At 44.8% G+C, this 19159-nt stretch carries 17 protein-coding genes; all 17 read left to right on the top strand.

All coding sequences use genetic code 11. The features are described 5' to 3' along the window. The first annotated feature begins 14 nt into the window (after window positions 1–14). The 17 genes from aceF to ICN37_RS09135 all read left to right on the top strand — a co-directional run bounded on the left by aceF (window position 15) and on the right by ICN37_RS09135 (window position 19119). On the top strand, window positions 15–1619 hold the full coding sequence (gene aceF, locus ICN37_RS09215) for a dihydrolipoyllysine-residue acetyltransferase (protein WP_216156919.1): 1605 nt from the start codon (window positions 15–17) through the stop codon (window positions 1617–1619). A 9-nt stretch (window positions 1620–1628) separates the two neighbouring features. Then, window positions 1629–3407, top strand: a complete 1779-nt coding sequence (lpdA, locus tag ICN37_RS09210) for a dihydrolipoyl dehydrogenase (protein ID WP_216156916.1) — start codon at window positions 1629–1631, stop codon at window positions 3405–3407. Between the two features lie 111 nt (window positions 3408–3518). After that, window positions 3519–4379: a helix-turn-helix transcriptional regulator gene (locus ICN37_RS09205; RefSeq protein WP_216156913.1), complete on the top strand. Its 861-nt coding sequence runs from the start codon at window positions 3519–3521 to the stop codon at window positions 4377–4379. A gap of 126 nt (window positions 4380–4505) precedes the next feature. Continuing rightward, a complete protein-coding gene (locus ICN37_RS09200; protein ID WP_216156910.1) occupies window positions 4506–7490 on the top strand; it encodes a molybdopterin cofactor-binding domain-containing protein in 2985 nt (994 codons plus the stop codon). Then, the gene (locus ICN37_RS09195; RefSeq protein ID WP_216156907.1) at window positions 7487–8326 is read left to right on the top strand and encodes a xanthine dehydrogenase family protein subunit M; all 840 of its coding nucleotides are present in this window, start codon (window positions 7487–7489) and stop codon (window positions 8324–8326) included. Before ICN37_RS09200 ends, ICN37_RS09195 begins: the two co-directional genes overlap by 4 nt. Continuing rightward, window positions 8323–8817, top strand: coding sequence for a (2Fe-2S)-binding protein (locus ICN37_RS09190; RefSeq protein WP_216156904.1), 495 nt, complete (start codon window positions 8323–8325; stop codon window positions 8815–8817). The genes ICN37_RS09195 and ICN37_RS09190 overlap by 4 nt, the downstream gene beginning before the upstream one ends. Continuing rightward, on the top strand, window positions 8810–10345 hold the full coding sequence (locus tag ICN37_RS09185; protein ID WP_216156901.1) for an AMP-binding protein: 1536 nt from the start codon (window positions 8810–8812) through the stop codon (window positions 10343–10345). The genes ICN37_RS09190 and ICN37_RS09185 overlap by 8 nt, the downstream gene beginning before the upstream one ends. Before the next feature lie 21 nt (window positions 10346–10366). Continuing rightward, complete coding sequence (locus tag ICN37_RS09180; protein WP_216156899.1) at window positions 10367–11176, top strand: enoyl-CoA hydratase/isomerase family protein; 810 nt, start codon at window positions 10367–10369, stop codon at window positions 11174–11176. 23 nt (window positions 11177–11199) lie between these two features. Next, window positions 11200–12381 (top strand): ABC transporter substrate-binding protein, encoded by a 1182-nt coding sequence (locus ICN37_RS09175; RefSeq protein WP_216156896.1) that lies wholly within the window; start codon window positions 11200–11202, stop codon window positions 12379–12381. 83 nt (window positions 12382–12464) lie between these two features. Beyond that, window positions 12465–13349 carry a branched-chain amino acid ABC transporter permease gene (locus ICN37_RS09170; RefSeq protein WP_216156893.1) on the top strand — a complete coding sequence of 295 codons (885 nt, stop codon included), beginning with the start codon at window positions 12465–12467 and terminating at the stop codon, window positions 13347–13349. Continuing rightward, window positions 13342–14325: a branched-chain amino acid ABC transporter permease gene (locus ICN37_RS09165; protein WP_216156890.1), complete on the top strand. Its 984-nt coding sequence runs from the start codon at window positions 13342–13344 to the stop codon at window positions 14323–14325. The genes ICN37_RS09170 and ICN37_RS09165 overlap by 8 nt, the downstream gene beginning before the upstream one ends. Further along, window positions 14322–15080 (top strand): ABC transporter ATP-binding protein, encoded by a 759-nt coding sequence (locus ICN37_RS09160; protein WP_255537431.1) that lies wholly within the window; start codon window positions 14322–14324, stop codon window positions 15078–15080. Before ICN37_RS09165 ends, ICN37_RS09160 begins: the two co-directional genes overlap by 4 nt. Beyond that, on the top strand, window positions 15077–15787 hold the full coding sequence (locus ICN37_RS09155; RefSeq protein ID WP_216860464.1) for an ABC transporter ATP-binding protein: 711 nt from the start codon (window positions 15077–15079) through the stop codon (window positions 15785–15787). Before ICN37_RS09160 ends, ICN37_RS09155 begins: the two co-directional genes overlap by 4 nt. A 19-nt stretch (window positions 15788–15806) precedes the next feature. Continuing rightward, entirely contained in the window at window positions 15807–16793 is a 987-nt protein-coding gene (locus tag ICN37_RS09150; protein WP_255538507.1) for a tripartite tricarboxylate transporter substrate binding protein, read from the top strand. Between the two features lie 32 nt (window positions 16794–16825). Further along, window positions 16826–18250 (top strand): UbiD family decarboxylase, encoded by a 1425-nt coding sequence (locus ICN37_RS09145; protein WP_216156886.1) that lies wholly within the window; start codon window positions 16826–16828, stop codon window positions 18248–18250. A 12-nt stretch (window positions 18251–18262) separates the two neighbouring features. Further along, entirely contained in the window at window positions 18263–18841 is a 579-nt protein-coding gene (locus ICN37_RS09140) for a UbiX family flavin prenyltransferase (protein WP_216157678.1), read from the top strand. Next, a complete protein-coding gene (locus ICN37_RS09135; RefSeq protein WP_216156883.1) occupies window positions 18838–19119 on the top strand; it encodes a DUF4936 family protein in 282 nt (93 codons plus the stop codon). The genes ICN37_RS09140 and ICN37_RS09135 overlap by 4 nt, the downstream gene beginning before the upstream one ends. Window positions 19120–19159 lie beyond the last annotated feature (40 nt).

The raw sequence follows: 19159 nt of genomic DNA, 5'->3' as shown, positions 1-19159 counted from the left end.
AAGAGACAAATACTATGAGTCAAATAATTGAAATCAAAGTCCCTGATATCGGCGACTATAAAGATGTACCAGTGATCGAAGTCTTGGTTAAAGCCGGTGACAAGATTGAGAAAGAACAATCCATCGTTGTGCTGGAGTCTGATAAAGCCACCATGGATGTTCCTTCTTCACATTCAGGCATCGTCAAAGAAGTCAAAGTCAAAGTGGGCGATAACCTTTCTGAGGGATCCCTTGTAATTACCTTAGAAGAGGGCGCGGCAGCAACAACTTCTGCACCAGCGACAGCAGCAGCAAGCGCTCCTGCGCCAGTAGCAGCTTCCAGCGGCGGATCCCCCATCGAAATCAAAGTCCCTGATATCGGCGACTATAAAGATGTACCAGTGATCGAAGTCTTGGTTAAAGCCGGTGACAAGATTGAGAAAGAACAATCCATCGTTGTGCTGGAGTCTGATAAAGCCACCATGGATGTTCCTTCTTCACATTCAGGCATCGTCAAAGAAGTCAAAGTCAAAGTGGGCGATAACCTTTCTGAAGGTTCAGTTGTAGTGATCTTGGAAGGTGGAGCATCTGGCGTATCAACTCCTGTGTCTACTCCTGCAGCTACACCTGCCGCGCCAGCAATTAAAGCGGTAGAGCCTCCGATTGCGCGCGCACCCGCACCACCTCCTATCAGCAATACTCCTCCGCCAATTGATGCTGCAGTAAGTCATGCAAGTCCATCTGTACGTAAGTTTGCACGTGAGCTTGGTGTCACTATTACGCAAGTTAAAGGATCTGGCCCTAAAGGTCGCATTACTCAGGAAGACGTCCAAGCCTTTGTGAAGGCAGCTATGAGTGGTGGTGCAGGTAGTCCTGCGGCTGCTTCTAGTGGTAGTAGCTTAGGTGGCTTGAATCTGATTCCTTGGCCGAAGGTTGATTTCACAAAGTTTGGTGAGATCGAGCGTCAACCACTCAATCGTATTAAGAAACTTACTGCAGCCAATTTGGGCCGTAACTGGGTGATGATCCCAGCCGTGACTTATCACGAAGATGCTGACATCACTGATTTAGAGGCATTCCGCGTTCTCACCAATAAAGAGAATGAGAAGAAGGGCGTCAAGATTACGATGCTGGCTTTCTTAATGAAGGCTGCAGTCGCTGCATTGAAAAAATATCCAGAGTTCAATAGCTCTTTGGATGGTGATGATCTGATTTTGAAGAAATACTTCAATATTGGATTTGCCGCAGATACTCCAACTGGACTGGTTGTACCGGTCATTAAAGATGCCGATAAGAAAGGCATCTTTGAGTTGGCGAAAGAAACTTCTGACTTGGCGGCACTCGCTCGTGATGGCAAGTTAAAGCCAGATCAAATGCAAGGCGCTAGCTTCACGATCTCATCACTAGGTGGTATCGGAGGAACGTATTTCTCCCCAATCGTGAATGCTCCTGAAGTGGCGATTATGGGCGTGAGCAAGGCAGCTATGAAGCCAGTGTGGGATGGTAAGCAGTTTGTGCCACGCCTCATTTGCCCATTGTCTCTCTCTGCAGATCACCGCGTGATTGATGGTGCTTTAGCTACCCGCTTCAATGTGTACATTGCACAGCTCTTGGCCGACTTCCGTCGCGCTAGTCTGTAAGGGGGATCTATGGCTAAGCAAATGATCCTTGTGCCGGATATTGGTGACTATGCAGATGTACCGGTCATTGAAGTGCTGGTTAAAGTAGGCGACGTGATTGAAAAAGAGCAGCCGCTATTAGTTCTTGAATCCGATAAAGCAACCATGGAAGTTCCGGCCGATGCTGCAGGTACTGTTACTAGTATTGCAGTCAAGCTTGGAGATAAAGTGAGTAAAGGTTCTGTGATTGCCGAGATAGAGGCTAGTGTTGCAGTGCCTGTGCCTCAACCAGCTCCAGCAGCAAAACCTGCAGCACCAGCCACACCTGCTGCTATTGCTCCTGCCCCAGTAGCAGGTCAGTACAGCGGTAAGGTTGATCATGAATGTGAAGTGTTGGTACTTGGTGCTGGCCCTGGTGGTTATAGCGCAGCGTTTCGTAGTGCAGACTTGGGTATGAATACTGTTTTAGTGGAGCGCTATCCTACTTTGGGCGGGGTTTGCTTAAACGTTGGGTGTATTCCATCTAAAGCATTGCTGCACACCACCTCAGTCATAGACGAAGTCAAGACCATGGCTAAGCACGGCATTACTTTTGGCGCACCGAAGATTGAGATTGATCAATTGCGCGGTTACAAAGAGTCCGTCATTGCCAAATTGACCGGTGGTCTTGCTGGTATGGCAAAGGCTCGTAAAGTAAAAGTGGTGCGTGGTCTAGGTAAATTTTTAGATGCAAACCATGTCGAGGTAGAGTTAACTGATGGTGCTGGTCAGGATCTCACTGGTCAAAAAGAAGTGGTGCGCTTTCAGAAGGCAATCATCGCTGCGGGTAGTCAGCCAGTGAAGTTACCTTTCCTGCCTGAAGATCCACGCATTGTAGATAGCACTGGTGCTTTATTACTCAAGAGTATTCCAAAGCGGATGCTCGTTATTGGCGGTGGCATTATTGGCCTAGAGATGGCTACGGTTTACAGCACACTAGGTTCACGCATTGATATCGCCGAGATGATGGATGGTTTGATGGCAGGTGCCGATCGTGATTTAGAAAAGGTCTGGGAGAAGTTCAATGCCGGACGTTTTGAAAAGATCATGCTTAAGACTCGTGCTTCTAAGGCAGAAGTTAAGTCTGACGGAATTCAAGTTTCTTTCGAAGGCGAGAACGCACCGGCTGAACCGCAAACCTATGACTTGGTATTGGTTGCAGTAGGACGCACTCCAAACGGCAAAAAGATTGATGCCGGTAAAGCGGGTGTGCAGGTGGATGAGCGCGGCTTTATTCCTGTAGATAAACAAATGCGGACCAACGTCTCTAATATTTTTGCAATTGGTGACTTAGTTGGTCAACCGATGTTGGCACATAAGGCGGTGCATGAAGGTCACGTTGCTGCGGAAGCTGCTGCTGGCGAAAAATCCTACTTTGATGCTAAGCAAATTCCATCGGTTGCCTACACTGACCCTGAAGTAGCGTGGGCTGGTTTGACAGAAGAGCAATGTAAAGCTCAAGGCATTGCTTATGAGAAGGGTTTGTTCCCATGGGCAGCTAGTGGACGTGCGATCGCTAATGGACGTGATGAAGGTTTCACAAAACTGATTTTTGATGCTACCACCCATCGCATTATTGGTGGCGGCATTGTGGGAACACACGCTGGCGATTTAATCGGTGAAGTGTGTTTAGCTATTGAGATGGGTGCTGATGCGGTGGATATCGGTAAAACGATTCATCCACATCCAACGCTAGGTGAATCAGTCGGGCTTGCGGCTGAAGCAGCTCACGGCCATTGCACTGATTTGCCGCCTGTAAAGAAAAAATAGATTTCAGATAGACCCCAGCAATTAAAAGCCCTGAGAAGTTAGGGCTTTTTCTTTTGCAGTGCAATATAAAAATGCATATCACTATGGTCTGTGTATGAGATGATTTAACGCATGTCAAAAGTAATACGACTTCTTCACGGCGATTTTGGTAGAGTGGCGCTTCTTGAGATGGATGCGCCCTTAGTCACCCATGCGCATCATCACTGCCACATCTTATGCAAGGTGGCGGGCCCAGATATTGCTTTTCAGGTTAGGGGACAGCTATGCCCCCTAACAGATGACAATGCAGTTCTCATCAATGCCTGGGAAGAACATTCCTACCTTCATTTACCAGTGAATGGTGAAAATCCCATTTTGCTTGCGTTGTACCTGGAACCAAAGTGGTTGGCATCGTTTAGCAAAAAATTCTTAGCAAGTAGCCATCCTCGTTTCTTTATTAATAACTTGTCTGGGTTAGGCAACCATCAAAAGCAGGTATTGGAAAAGATCTCAATGGAACTTTGGTGGGCCGATCAGATTACCCATGACTACCTTGAATCCATCTTGCTTGAGCTCGTGCTGAGTTTTATGGATGATGCCGACCTTCTAACCCAAGGTGATTTGCGTAATTCAGGCAATTCATTGGCATTTATGGATCCAAGAATACGAAAAGCAATCCATATCATGCGCACATCTCCTCAAGGGTTTAGTGATATTTCAATGGTTGCTCAAAGTGTCGATCTTTCGCGCTCTCACTTTTTTGAGCTCTTTAGGCGCTGCACTGGACTTTCACCCGTTGTATTTGCGAATGTACTCAGAATGGAGTTTGCATTTGATGCGCTCGCCGATAAAGGGGAGAGCCTGATTCATATTGGTGATGAGCTCGGTTTTTCTGCTCAAAGCCATTTCACCCGATTCTTTAAGCAGCATCAAGGGGTCACCCCGAGCCTCTATCGTCAGCAGGTAGAAAAGGCGCCCAAGCTAGACTCTTAGGGTTTTCCTGATACACATAATCGGACTCTAGGTTAAGTAATCGGACTTTAAGGTAAGCGTCCTCTTAGTCTGATCATTAAGCTTCTTTCAGCATTAATTATTCTTAATTTAGCTGAAAAGATTGCATTGAAAACAAGTTCAAACTATTTAGGCAAGGCATGTGAGCGTGTAGAAGATATTGCTCTTCTGATGGGTGGGGGTCGCTATCTGGATGATCTTCCGTTGCCAGTTGGAACCTTATATGCTGCTGTGGTTCGTTCACCAATTGCGCATGGAAAAATTATTTCTGTAGATATAGAACCAGCATTGCAGATAAAGGGGGTCAGGGCAATCCTGACAATCGATGATGTTCAGGCCTGGTCCAATCCATTGGTCGTTGCCGTTAAAACTCCAATGCGTCAGTGGGTGCTGGCCAATGAGTATGTGCGCTATGTGGGCGAGCCTATAGCAGTAGTCATCGCTGAATCAAGAGCTTTGGCAGAGGATGGGGTTGAGAAGGTTGAATTAAACATTCAGCCACTTCCTGCGGTTGTCGATGTAGATATTGCACTATCAGATACGTCGATTATTCTTCATAAAGACATTGGTAGTAACTGTGTTTTAGATCGATCACATCAATACGGCGACCCTGAGGGGGCATTTAAAAAAGCTGCCAGCGTCGTTGAAGTTGATATTCGTTATCCCCGTAACTCCTGCACACCTTTAGAGACTGGTGGAGTTGTTGCTCAATGGCGAGGTGCAGACTCCTCGTATGAAGTAACGTCAAATTTTATGGGGCCATTTTCACTGCATGTAGTGATGGCTGCTGCTTTGAAGGTCCCGGGAACAAAGTTGCGTCATCACGTTGCCCCTGATTCAGGTGGCAGCTTCGGAGTTAAGCAATCCGTCTTGCCATACATCATCATGTCTTGCTTGGCATCGCGTAAGGCAGGTGCCCCAGTGAAATTTATAGAAGATCGCTTAGAGCATCTTCAAGCAGCCACTTCTGCGACCTCCCGCCATACTCATTTACGTGCAGCTGTGGATGGGGATGGAAAAATATTGGCATTAGACTACGATCAAATTGAAGATTGTGGGGCTTATTTAAGGGCGCCTGAGCCGGCAACACTTTATAGGATGCATGGTTGTGTTACCGGCCCTTATCAAATCCAGAATTTAAAAATTCGCAATCGTGCCGTATTAATTAATAAAACTCCAACCGGATTGGTTAGAGGGTTTGGCGGTCCTCAGGTTTATTACGCACTTGAGCGTTTAATTCAAAAAATCGCAAAAACTTTAGGTAAAACGCATCAAGAAATCGCGGCATTAAATTATGTTCAAAAAGAGCAGTTCCCTTACCGAGCGGCTGCAGGTGCATTGCTAGACTCAGGTGACTATCAAAAGGCCTTAAAAACACTAGAGAGCTCACCAGAATTTAGAAAATTATTAGATCGTAGAGATCAGGCAAGGAAAGAAGGGCGCCACTACGGAATTGGTATTGCGTCGATTGTTGAGCCTTCAGTGTCCAATATGGGCTATATCACTACCGTCCTTACAAAAGAGCAAAGAGCAAAAGCAGGCCCTAAAAATGGCGCCATCACCTCTGCGACAGTCAGCATAGACCCCTCTGGAAATATTGCGGCAAATATTGCCTCAGCCCCTGCCGGACAAGGCCATCAAACGGTTATTAGTCAATTATTGGCGGATGTTTTTGGAGTCCTACCATCCCAAATCCAAGTCAATGTCGATTTTGATACCGCAAAGGATGCATGGTCTATTGCCGCTGGAAATTATTCGAGTCGTTTTGCTGGTGCAGTAGCAGGAACAGTATTTTTGGCCGCTGAAAAGTTAAAGGCTCGAATTGCGGATTACGCTGCCCACCTACTTAAGGTCAAGCCGAATCAATTAATTTTTTCAAACGGCAATATAGCCGTGATTGGTTCTGAGGACAATGGCATACCTTTCTCCAGAGTTTGTGGAAACTTTCACTGGTCACCTAGATTAATTCAAGAGGCTCTCGGAAGAGAAGCAATACTTGCGCTACAGGAAACACAGTTTTGGAGCGCAGATGTTTTAGAGGCTCCCGATGAGGCTGATCGAATTAATACTTCTGCGGCATACGGTTTTGCTCTTGATGCTTGCGGCATAGAAATAGATACCGAAACCTGTTCTGCAAAGATAGACCAGTACATTACCGTGCATGATGCGGGCAGGATATTAAACCCCGCCTTAGCGGATGGGCAGATATATGGCGCGTATGCCCAAGCAGTGGGCGCAGCCCTTTTTGAAGAGTTTGTTTATAGTAGTGATGGCAATTTTCTCTCAGGTACTTTTGCCGACTATCGTTTGCCGACTTCGAGTGATATTGGTATTCCAAAAATTTATCATCAAGAATCTCCAAGCCCATTTACGCCATTAGGTGCCAAAGGCATTGGCGAGGGTAATAGCATGAGTACCCCTGTTTGTATTGCAAATGCAATTGCAGATGCTTTAGATGTTGAAGAAATTGTTCTGCCTGCAACCCCCAGTCGAATTCATGCGCTTCTTGTGGGGAAAGGTTTGTTGAAGCTTGATAAACCTTCTAGTCAAGCTTCATCAATGGCTATAAATACCGACTATCCTTTGAAAGCTCAGGGCGCGGTTAGATTGCAAGTGCTACCTGAGGATATTTTTGCTGTATTGCTTGATCCAGAAAGATTAAAGAATGTCATACCAGGTTGTGAGTCTATTCATAAAAAAACAATTGCAAATGGTATTCAGTTTGACTGCATTGCAGTTGTGCGCATTGGTATTGCAAAGGCCCGATTTGCGGCTAAGGTTGAATTAACGAATGTACAAAGCCCTAATAGTTTCACCCTAGGCGGTGAGGGTCGGGGCCCCCTAGGTATGGCTCTCGGAATGGGACAAGTTGACCTTACAAAAGATGGCAGTGTGACTGTGCTGAAGTACGACTACCAAGCGCAAGTATCGGGAAAGCTTGCGGCAATTGGAAGTAGGTTATTGGAGGGCGCCATTCGATTGGTATTGGATCAGCTATTTAGAGCCCTTGCAAAAGAAGCTGGAGCAAAACAAGAAGGCATATTTAAAGCTCTGATTGGCAGACTATTTGCTTTATTAGGAGCAAGCAAATGAAATCTGCTCCTTTCGTGATGCACCAAGCCAGCTCTAAAGAAAATGTTTTGGAGTTGCTGGATAAGTATGGCGAAGATGCCCGCATTATTGCCGGAGGGCAAACCCTTATTCCTGTCTTGGCAATGCGGGTGGCTAGTCCTGATCACTTAATTGATATTAATAAGGTTGAAGAGCTTAAAACCTTCAGTGTATTGGGCCATGCGCTTCGGGTTGGGGCGGGTGTAAGGCAGTCTGAATTAGAGCATTGGAGTGATCTTGGTAAAACCCAGCCATTATTAAGCATGATGTTTCCGTGGATTGCTCACGCCCCTATTCGAAATCGTGGAACTGTATGTGGATCGATTGCGCATGCTGATCCTAGTGCCGAGTTGGTCCTTGGATTGTCAGTGCTAGAGGGTTCGGTCTCTCTCGTAAGTAAAAAGAAGAAGCGAGTAGTTCATGCCAAAGACTTTTTCCTGGGAGCCCTTCAAACCAGTCGTCAGCCAACGGAATTCATTGAGTTTGTCGAGTTTCCTATTCGTGGGCCAAATGCTGGTTTTGGGTTTGCTGAATATGGTTATCGCCACGGAGACTTTGCAGTAGTTGCCGTAGCAGTTATTAAGGAAGATGATCGCTGGACTATAGGATTTGGCGGCATTGATGATGTTGTGAGGGTTTATAAATGCGTTGCAAGTTCATTGGATGGGGCCTATCAATTTATTGATGATTTAGCGGCCAAGACTGAGGTGAGAGAAGATCCCACGGCCACCGCAGGATTACGTAGACATTTGATGCGCTCACTTGGAATGCGCGCGTGTCAACAAGCCATAGATTTTAAAAGTGAAGAAATGAAATGAAGAGCCATTTGATAAAGCTGAATTTAAATGGGGTGGAGCGTGAAGGTTCCTGTGAATCACGCACAACATTGCTAGATTTTATTCGCCATGATTTGGGAGCAACAGGTACTCATGCAGGTTGTGAGCATGGCGTATGTGGTGCATGTACGGTTGAGGTTGATGGGCAGATCGTACGTTCTTGTCTCATCTTTGCATGTCAGGCTGATAGCGCCATAGTAAAAACTGTAGAAGGCCTTGCAAAGTCAGGGGAGATGTCTGATTTGCAAAATGCGTTTAAGAAACATCATGCATTGCAGTGTGGATTTTGTACTTCTGGATTTTTACTATCGGCAGAGGATTTTCTCAAAAAGAATCCCCATCCAACTGAGCTAGAGGTGCGAGAAGGTTTATCGGGAAATTTATGTCGCTGCACTGGATACGTTGGAATTGTCGAGGCAGTTTTAGAGGTTGCCGCATCCAGAGCGCACAAAAATGGAGGAGAGCATGCTTGATTTAGGTCGAACTTTTTTGCAGGCTGTTGAGCGTGAGCCTAATAGACTAGCGATTGTAGATGGAGACAGGCGCCATACATATGCTGAGTGGGCACTTCATATTGGCGCTATTCAACAGTTTTTTTACAAGCAAGGCCTAAAACGTGGCGATCGTATTTTGACTGTTTTGCAAAATCGATACGAGGCGGCAACAATTCATTGGGCATGCCAGATGGCAGGCATAGCTATTGTTCCTTTAAATTGGCGTTCCAAGCCAGATGAAATTGATTATTGTGCGCAAAATGCTGATGTGAAATTAGCATTTGTTGAGGAGATATCTCTCAACAATTACCTTGAATCCGAAACAAGTAACTCTATCTCTGTAATTCTTTGCATGGAGAAAGCTGCACTAGATGGGTATTCCTATTTTGATCAGTTAATTCAGGATGGATTCGAGCCTGAGGCATTCGGTCATGTTGAGGATATATCTGTCATGCTTTTTACTTCTGGCACTACAGGAAAACCAAAAGGGGTCCCAAGAAAGCAGCGAGCAGAACGCGCGGCAGGAATTGCACACGTTGCACAAAATCAGTATGCAATGGGTGAGGTGACTTTAGGGGTAATGCCGCTCTATCACACCATGGGCGTAAGAACGCTGTTGTCTTTATGTATTGTGAATGGTACCTATGTTGCAGTACCACGTTGGGATGTGAATAAAGCGATAGAGGCAATCGAGAGTGAGGCTGTAACTCACCTTTATTTGGTGCCAACGCTATATCACGACATGATTCAGTCACAAAATTTCAATGCGGATCGAGTGAAGACTGTTAAGAAGCTTGGGTTTGCTGGGGCTCCTATGCATGACGCTTTATTGCTTAAGTTAAACGAAGCCTTCTCCCCTGAATTATTTGTAAATCACTATGGTTCAAGTGAGATTTACACATACACCATCAATCAGAATGCAGCATTAAAGCCAGGCTGCGCTGGAAAGGCGGGTATCAATGCGCGTATTAGAGTGGTGCAACTGGATCAAGGTTCCGTGCAAACATTACCAAGTCAAGTAGCAGCTTCTCATGAAGAGGGGCAGATCATTTGCGATCTTTCGGGTGATGAGGCATTTGAGGGTTATTGGAAGCGACCTGATGCTGATCAAAAGTCTATTCGTGACGGATGGTATTTCACAGGAGATACGGGCTACTTTGACGAGTCTGGTGACTTATTTGTTACTGGTAGGGTCGATGACATGATTATTTCTGGGGGAGAAAATATTTCTCCCGTTGAAATTGAATCTATTTTGTCTTTGCATCCTTCTGTGAGTGAAGTGGCCGTTGCAGGATTAAAAGATGATCGCCTTGGGCAAAAAGTAGTTGCCTTCATTAGAGCTTCGGGGAGTGTAGATTCTGATGTCTTAGATGAATATTGCCGAGGATCCGATTTGATTAACTTTAAACGCCCTCGAGAGTATGTATTTGTTAAAGAAATTCCCAAGTCGCCAGTAGGAAAAGTGCTGCGACGCATGTTAGTTGCCGGCGAATACGAAAGAGCTTAATTTTTTTACTAGGAAGACCATATGACTACTATTTTGAAACACCCTTTTAGCAATATCCTCGATAACCTTGATGGTTTCTATGTGGAAATTGATGAAGCCCATCAAAGGGCCGACATTGTTTTAAAGAGACCTCCATTCAATGTCATACAAATGCCTCAGCGTGATCAATTAAGAGCTGCATTTGAGTCTTTGGATGCTGACGATCGTGTCCGCATTATTGTATTAAGAGCGGAAGGTGAGCATTTTTCCAGCGGAGGAGATATTAAAGGCTTCTTGGAAGCAACGCCAGAGCACGTCTCCAAGCTTGCTTGGAATATTGCAGCACCTACGCGTTGTACTAAACCTGTCATTGCTGCAAATCACGGCTATTGCTTTGGGGTGGGTTTTGAAATTTCTCTAGCGTGCGATTTTCGTATTGCCGCTGAATCAACCTTGTATGCCCTGCCAGAGCAAAAGTTAGGTCAAATTCCTGGTTCAGGCGGATCAGCGCGATTGCAAAAAATGGTGGGCATCACCAGAACTAAGGATATTGTGATGCGCTCCCGACGCATTAAGGGTCAGCAAGCATACGAATGGGGCGTTGCAACTGAATGCGTTCCAGACTCAGAGCTTGCTAGTGCTGTATCTAAGTTAGTGGATGAGCTGCGCGCATTCTCACCAATGGCTCAAAGAACTGCCAAAAAGATGCTTAATGAAACGGAGGATTGTTTATTAACTACAGCAATAGAAGTTGAGGGTCACTGTTATAGCCGTTTGCGTAATTCTGAAGATTTTAAAGAAGGGGTTGAGGCATTCCATGGAAAGCGGCAACCCAATTTTGTCGGTCGTTAATTTTTTTAAAGGAGACGTACATCGTGAAAAAGAAATTTCAAACAAAGAAAATCGCTCTAGCTGTTGCTTTAAGTTTTGGTGCTTCGTTTGTTTTAGCACAATCAGGCCCAATTAAGATTGGTGTGGTAACGCCTTTATCTGGCACTTACACGCCAATTGGTGAGCAAGTAAAAATGGGTTTAGACCTAGCGGCAAAGGAAATTAATGCAGCAGGCGGTATTAATGGAAGAAAAATCGATTTAATTTATGAGGATGAAGAGGCAAACCCAGCGGTTGCTACCCAAAAGGCTGAGAAGTTATTCCAGGTAGAAAAGGTAGACTTTTTAACTGGAACGGTTAATTCAGGTTCAACCTTGGCTGTAGGCCAGCTGGCTGAGAGAAACAATAAGCTAATAGCGACAACGGTTTCATTCGCCGATTCAATTACAGCCGATAAATGCTCGCCGAACGTATTTCGCGTAAATGCTCGCGCTGGTATGCAGTCTGCTGCATTGGCAGCATGGGTAGATAAAGAAATTCCTAAGGCTAATATTTTCTTTATTGGCCCTGACTATGAGATGGGGCGTAGTACGGTCTCAGCTTTTAAGAGGGCATCTACAGAAAAAGGCGCTAAGGATGTTGGCGAGGTTTTTGCACCGCTCGACAACAAAGATTATTCACCATATTTTGGCCAAGTAAGAGCTGCCAAGCCTAATGTTATTTACACATCTGTGGCTGGTAACGATACAGTGCGCTTATTCACTCAAATGGATGAATATGGCGTCAATAAAGGCGTAACAATTGTTGGGGCCTCTGGTACCGTCACCTCTCAAAATATGGGCGCAATCGGAAAATCTGCAAATGGATTTGTTACGGGTGTAGGTTACTCCCCTAAATTAGATAACCCGGCTAATAAAAAGTTTGTAGCAGATTTCCAAAAGGCTTACAACAAGCTTCCAGATCTCTATGGCGCTGATTCCTATGGCCTCTTGTATTTTTATAAGGCCGCGGTTGAGAAAGCGAAGTCTACAGAAACAGACAAAGTTCGCAATGCCATGAATGATTTAAGCTGGCAAACCCCTCAGGGCACTAAGAAGATGCGCGCTGGCGATCACCAGGCTATGCAAGATATGTTTGCAGTTCGAGTAGAGAACGGCGAGTTCAATATTGTTGGAAGAGTACCTTCTGATCAGGCAATTGGCCCTGATACATGTACTCGTTTTTAATTAATTATTAAATTACTCCACATCCACCCTATGCGGGTGTGGAGTTTTTGGCTTGTGAATTTCACTAAGGGATTGGGTTTTCAATGCTAGAGAGCTTGCAATATATTTATGCGCCGCAGATAGTCAATGGGCTTTCAATTGGCGTTGCTGTGGTCCTCATGGCTTTGGGGTTGACTATTATTTTTGGTTTGCTAGACGTAATTAATATGTCGCATGGCGAATTCTACGCAGCTGGAGCGTTCATTAGTGTGAGTCTGATGGCAATGGGCGTTTCATTCTGGTTATGTCTATTGTTAGTTCCCTTGTTCTTGATTCCAATTGGTTTTGCAATGGAAAGGCTTTTGATTCAAAAAGTATTTCACTATAAAGACCGACATATTTTGACTCTGCTGCTGACTTTTGGTGTTGCGATGGTTTTGGAAGATGGATACAAGATTATTTGGGGTGCAAATCCAATTAAGCCTAGCGCCCCAATCTCAGGTGCCAGCGAGTTGTTAGGAGTGATGTTCCCAAATTACCGACTATTTCTGATGGGGTTTGGTGCCTTAATTATTTTCTCTGTATGGGCGTTGATTTATAAAACTCAGCTGGGAGCAATTGTGAGGGCTTCAGCATATGACAAAGATATGAGCTCTTCACTAGGCATACCGGTGAAGCGAGTTTATGCGCTGACTTTTGCATTCGGCGTTGCTTTGGCTGGCATAGCAGGAGTCTTGCTTGCTCCAATCTATTCCGTTTTCCCCACCATGGGACGAGATTTTATTTTGATGGCTTTTAGTGTTGTCATTGTTGGTGGTCTTGGAAGCATTAAGGGTGCAGTCATTGCCGGAATTTTATTGACACAATTACAGTCAATATCCTCTTTGTTCATTTCGCCGGTTTGGTCAGATCCTCTGGTATTTACAGTAATGGTTTTGGTGTTGATGTTTAAGCCAACGGGTTTGTATGGGGGCATGAAAAATGCATAATCCACAGGCCAAGGCTATCCGACTAATTGAGATACTGTTATTAGTCTCTGCGGTAGCCTTATTTGTCATTGGTAGTATTTTGGGCGATACCTTCTTTCTGAGGTTAGCCACCGAATCATTAATCTTTGGCGGATTAGCGATGTCCGTTGATTTATTGCTTGGAATAGTTGGGTTACTCTCTCTTGGGCAGGCTCTGTATTTTGGTTTTGGTGCTTATTTATCCGCCTTAGTTTTAAAAGAAATTTCCCCATCATTTTTCTTGGCAATAGGCGTTGTAACTTTGTCGTCTATCGCACTAGGGTGGGTGGCAAGTTTTGTGGCGCTTAGATCAAAGGGCGTCTACTTTGCGTTAATTACCTTCGGACTGGCACAAGTAGCTGCTAAGGTTGTTTACAACACGAGAAGTCTCGGAGCGTCTGACGGCATGATGGGCGTTCCTATTTTGCAAATCTGGACTCCATTTGGCATTGTGGATGCCGGCCAACCCGGCATATTTTTTGTTATCACCATGATTACTATCGGTGCACTATATGCAGTCCTAAAATATTTTTTGACGACCCCTATGGGTTCCATTTGGCATGCAATTCGATCCAATGAGGATCGTCTAGCTTATGTTGGGTATAAGTCTAAAGGTCCAAAACAAGTGGCATTTATTTTGGCTGCAGTAGTAGCGGCTGTGTCTGGCGCTCTCTATCCGATGCTAAGAGGTTTTGTTTCTCCAGAGCTGATGTTTTTTAGTGTTTCAGGGAATGTTGTTGTAACAGTTGTCTTAGGTGGTGTCGGCACTTTGATTGGACCCATACTAGGAAGCGTTCTGTTAACTTCCTTTAAATCCATTATTGGAACTTGGACAGTTCATCACCATATTGTTATTGGACTTATCTTTGTAGTTGTAGTTGTTTCTGCACCTAAAGGAATAGCGGGACTACTGGCTAAATATTTCGGAAAAGCTCACTCTGGTAAGGGTGGGGAATGATGAGCAATAGTGAGATCATTCTGAAGGCAAGGAGCCTCAGCAAGCGATTTGGAGGCCTCAAAGCGGTCGATGATGTTAGTTTTGAAGTAACTCGTTTAGGCGTTACTTCAATTATTGGTCCAAACGGAGCGGGTAAGAGTACGCTATTTAACTTGCTTAGTGGAACTTTTATGGCTGATTCGGGATTGGTTGAGCTTGACGGTCAAAATGTTACGCGCATGAGTCCCGAGGGACGTCTGTCATCTGGAATGGCTAGATCATTTCAAATTACTAATTTATTTTTCGATCTAACAGTAATTGAGAACTTAAGAATTGCAAGCCAGGCATTAGAGCCACATTCCAATTTGTTTTTTCCTTTGAGCAAAAGTACTGTCGCAATTGATAGGGCTAACGAATTATTGACGGAATTTGGATTGCTTGAGAGTCGTAATCAGCTTGCGGGAGCCCTATCGCATGGTCAGCAAAGACGCCTAGAGATTGCGGTGACATTGGCAACCCGGCCAAAACTTTTGTTATTAGATGAGCCAACCCAAGGGATGTCTCAGGGCGATACTCAGGATACCGCTGAGCTCATTAAGCGCCTTGGATCAAAAATAACAGTGCTACTGATTGAGCATGATGTAGACCTTGTAATGGATTTATCCAAAATAGTGATTGTCATGGCGCAGGGTAAAAAATTAGCGGAAGGTATTCCGAGCGAGGTTCGTGCTAATCCACTTGTTCAAACAGCATACTTTGGTGAGGAGTTGGCATGATATTGGAGATGCATGATGTACATGTCAATCTTGGCTTGTCTCATGTTTTACAGGGTGTGAATTTATCCATTCACCCTGGGGAGACTGTGGGCTTGTTTGGTAGAAACGGCGTTGGGAAAACGACCATTGTCAAAACTATTGCCGGCTGGCATAGACCTTCTCGGGGAGAAATACTATTCCGAGATCAATCCATTGGAGCTTTACCTCCAAATGAAATTACCCGCTTGGGCGTGGGCTTAGTTCCTGAAGATCGCAGAATATTTCCCGGTTTAAGCGTTGAAGGAAATCTGAAGCTTGGATTGATGCAAGTCCAAGCAGGCGAGCGTAAGGAAGCTGAACAAAGAATACAGATGGTCTTTGAAAGGTTTCCACGTTTGCGGGAAAGGCGAAATCAATCGGGTATCACCTTATCTGGTGGCGAGCAGCAAATGTTAGCAATGGCTCGCGTATTGGTGGGTAATCCAAAGTTACTGTTAATTGATGAGCCTACAGAGGGTCTTGCGCCAATGGTGGTGGCTGATATCTTTCGCTTGATGGAAGAGCTTAAAGCACAGGGGATATCAATTCTATTAATTGAACAGAATATTCATAAGGCTATTCATTTGTGTGATAGACATTATGTAGTTGAGCGAGGACAAGTTGTGCTTGAGGGTAACTCCCAAGATTTGGATCAGCGTAAAGAATTAATTAGGCGCGTTAGTGTTTAAAACAATATTGGAGATACTTATGAGATTAAAAACAGTGGCTTATTGTCTTGCATTAGTAGTTGGCATGTTTGGGTTTACTTCAAGCCAATTATTTGCGCAAGGCTCTGCCGCGTACCCAGAAAAACCGATCACCATCATCGTCCCTTACCCGCCTGGCGGTTTTAACGATACCCTTGGTAGGATTGTTGGGAAAAAATTGAGCGATGCTTGGGGCGTAAATGTAATCATAGAAAATAAGCCGGGTGCAGGTACTACTATTGGTACTAACTTTGTCGCCAGATCTGCGCCAGATGGTTACACAATATTAGTTGCTCAATTCCCATTTGCTGCCAATCCATTTATATACAAGTCGCTTCCGTATGACACCAGCAAGGCATTTTCACCGGTTGTGCTGGCAGGTAGAGCCCCTATGGTTTTAGTTGTGAATGAAAACTCCAAGATTAAATCGCTTGGTGACTTATTGGCTGCTGCCAAGAAAAGTCCTGGCAAGATCGACTATGGTTCCTCGGGGTCAGGATCTTCGGAGCATTTAGCAATGGCCCTATTTGAGAATATGGCCAATGTTAGTCTCAATCAAATTCCTTATAAGGGAAGCACTCCATTGTTAACGGATTTAGCTGGTGGTCAAGTAGAGGTTGCATTCGATGTATTTCCAATGGTTCGTCCATTTATTCAATCTGGAAAAATTAGGCCTATCGCTATTGCCACGGATATGCGGTCTCCGCTTTTACCTCAGGTTCCTACTGTTACTGAGGCTGGATTAAAGGGGTACGAGGTATCTTCATGGCATGGGTTTATGGTTCCCTCAGGTACTCCACCTGTAATTATTGATAAGTTAAATAAGCAGATTAATAGTATCTTGACTCAAGAAGATATTAAAAAGACGTTTAATGAGCAGGGGGTAGTGCCTGATGGTGGAACAGCCAACCAATTTGATGTGTTTATTCGAAAACAAATGGAAATCTGGAAAAAAGTTGTTGCCCAGGCAGGAATTATTCCAGAGTGATATTTATTCTCTATATCTTATAGGTTGCATTGATGAAAAAATTTACCCAACTTCGAACATGGCTATCCCACCTTGCCGATACCAATCGTTTGGTTGTTACCAAGAAGAATGTCTTGCTCAAGCACGAGCTAGCAGCCATTGCTAAAAAGCTAGATGGAAAAAGTAGCGTTTTTTTCCCGGGCCCAGATGGGCACTCAATGCCAGTAGTTTCCGGTTTTATGTCTTCGCGTTCATGGATTGCCGAGGCAATGGGTGTGAGTGAGGCTGATTTGCTAAATGCATATCGTTTGGCGGCCGATAATCCCTTGCCTTGTAATTTAGTTAAAGAGGGCCCTTGCCAGGAGGTTGTGCATCGTGATTTTGATGTGAGAACTTTATTGCCGGTTCCTACACACAGCGAGCATGATAGTGGGCCGTACATCACTGCCGGTTTGGTAATTGCAAAAAACCCCAAGACTGGCGTCCAAAATGTCTCAATCAACCGTATTCAGGTAAATTCAAAAGATCGCATGGCAGTGCTAATTTTGCCTAGACATCTGCATGCCTTTCAACAGGCTGCTGAAGAGTTGAATCAGCCATTGCCTGTTGCGGTGGTTATTGGCGTAGATCCATTGACACTTCTTGCCTCTCAGGCGATTGCGCCGATTGATTCAGATGAGCTAGAAATTGCCGGTGCCCTACATGGACAGCCTTTAGATGTAGTGAAATGCTTAAGCAATGATGTTCTGGTACCAGCAAATGCAGAAATTGTGATTGAGGGGCATATTCCGCCTAAGGTGCGTGAGCTGGAAGGCCCCTTCGGCGAGTATCCTAAATACTATAGCTCTCAAGAGAAGCGCCAGGTAATTGTGGTGGATACAGTGACTCATAGAAAAGATCCAATATTTCACACTATTGTTCCAGCAGAGCTAGAGCATCTATTACTTGGATCCATTCCTAGAGAGGCAACAATTTTGTCCCATCTGCGAAGAAGCTTCCCTGGCGTTTTAGATGTGCATTTATCGCTCGGTGGCGTCGGAAGATATCACCTTTATGTTCAGATTAAAAAGACGCATGAGGGCTTGCCTAAGAATGTAATATCAGGCGCTTTTAGTTCTCACTATGATGTGAAGCATGTTGTGGTGGTGGATGAGGATGTCGATGTCCATGACCCTGCTCAGGTTGAATGGGCTATAGCTACAAGATTTCAAGCTAAACGTGGCTTGATTGTTATCCATGATGCTCAAGGATCTGTTTTAGATCCCTCTACGACTGTTGGATTACCTATCGATGAAGATGGAGTGATCCCTGCTCAATTTCAAGGGATGAGTTCAAAGATGGGTCTAGATGCAACTAAGCCGCTCATTTATGAAGGGCACGTATTTACCAAGGTCAAGATTCCCGGGGAAGAGGCGATAAATTTAGATGCTGTGCTTGATCCTCAGTTTCCGATAACCGCATATCTGACATCAAATTAATTACTAGGACTTATTTTGAACAAACGCTTAATTGTTGCCATTACAGGTGCATCAGGAACGATTTATGGAATTCGTATTCTGGAGGCTCTGAAGAATCTTGGCATTGAATCTCATCTGGTAATGAGTGACTCAGCGAAGTTGACTATGGCAGCGGAAACAGATTACAAGCCAGCCCAAATTGAAGCTATGGCTGATGTTGTTCATTCTGCGAAAAATGTTGGCGCCTCCATCTCTTCGGGCTCCTTTAAGAGTCTTGGCATGGTTATTGCCCCATGCTCAATTAGAACGTTGTCAGAGATTGCTAGTGGGGTGACTAGTAGTCTGGTTTCTAGGGCTGCTGATGTAGCGTTAAAAGAGCGTCGTCGTTTGGTCCTGTTGGTCAGAGAGACCCCCCTACATGCGGGTCATTTACGCTCTATGTCTCAGGTTACCGAATGTGGTGCAATTGTGATGCCTCCAGTACCTGCCTTTTATGCCAAGCCAGAGTCTATTGGGGATATGGTAAATCACACTGTTGGAAGATGCCTAGATCTTTTCGACCTGGATAATACGCTGGTAACTCGCTGGAATGGAATGGATGGCAGTAAATGAACTTATATGTTTACTTTAAACTTGTTGTTTCAGAATATCCTCTGGTCTTAAGTAATCTTAGAAAAATGCATGCTCAGTTATCGCATGAGTTCCCGGGTTTAGTTTGTGAGTTACTCAAAAGACCATTGCCAGATCAAGATGGCAAGGAGACTTGGATGGAGGTGTACCATGGAGCAGCAGCTCAGGAGTCTGAGTTCAATGAGCGACTTTCAGAATTGGCTTTAAAGAATCAATTGCCTCAGCCTAGAAGAAATGAAGTCTTTATTCCGATCGAGTAGGGCGCTCTGAAAAGAAAAGGCCCCGACTGCTCGGGGCTTT

Origin of the sequence: Polynucleobacter sp. P1-05-14, from assembly GCF_018881675.1 — a bacterium.
Lineage (GTDB): Bacteria > Pseudomonadota > Gammaproteobacteria > Burkholderiales > Burkholderiaceae > Polynucleobacter.
This window is presented reverse-complemented; position numbering and strand designations above follow the sequence as displayed.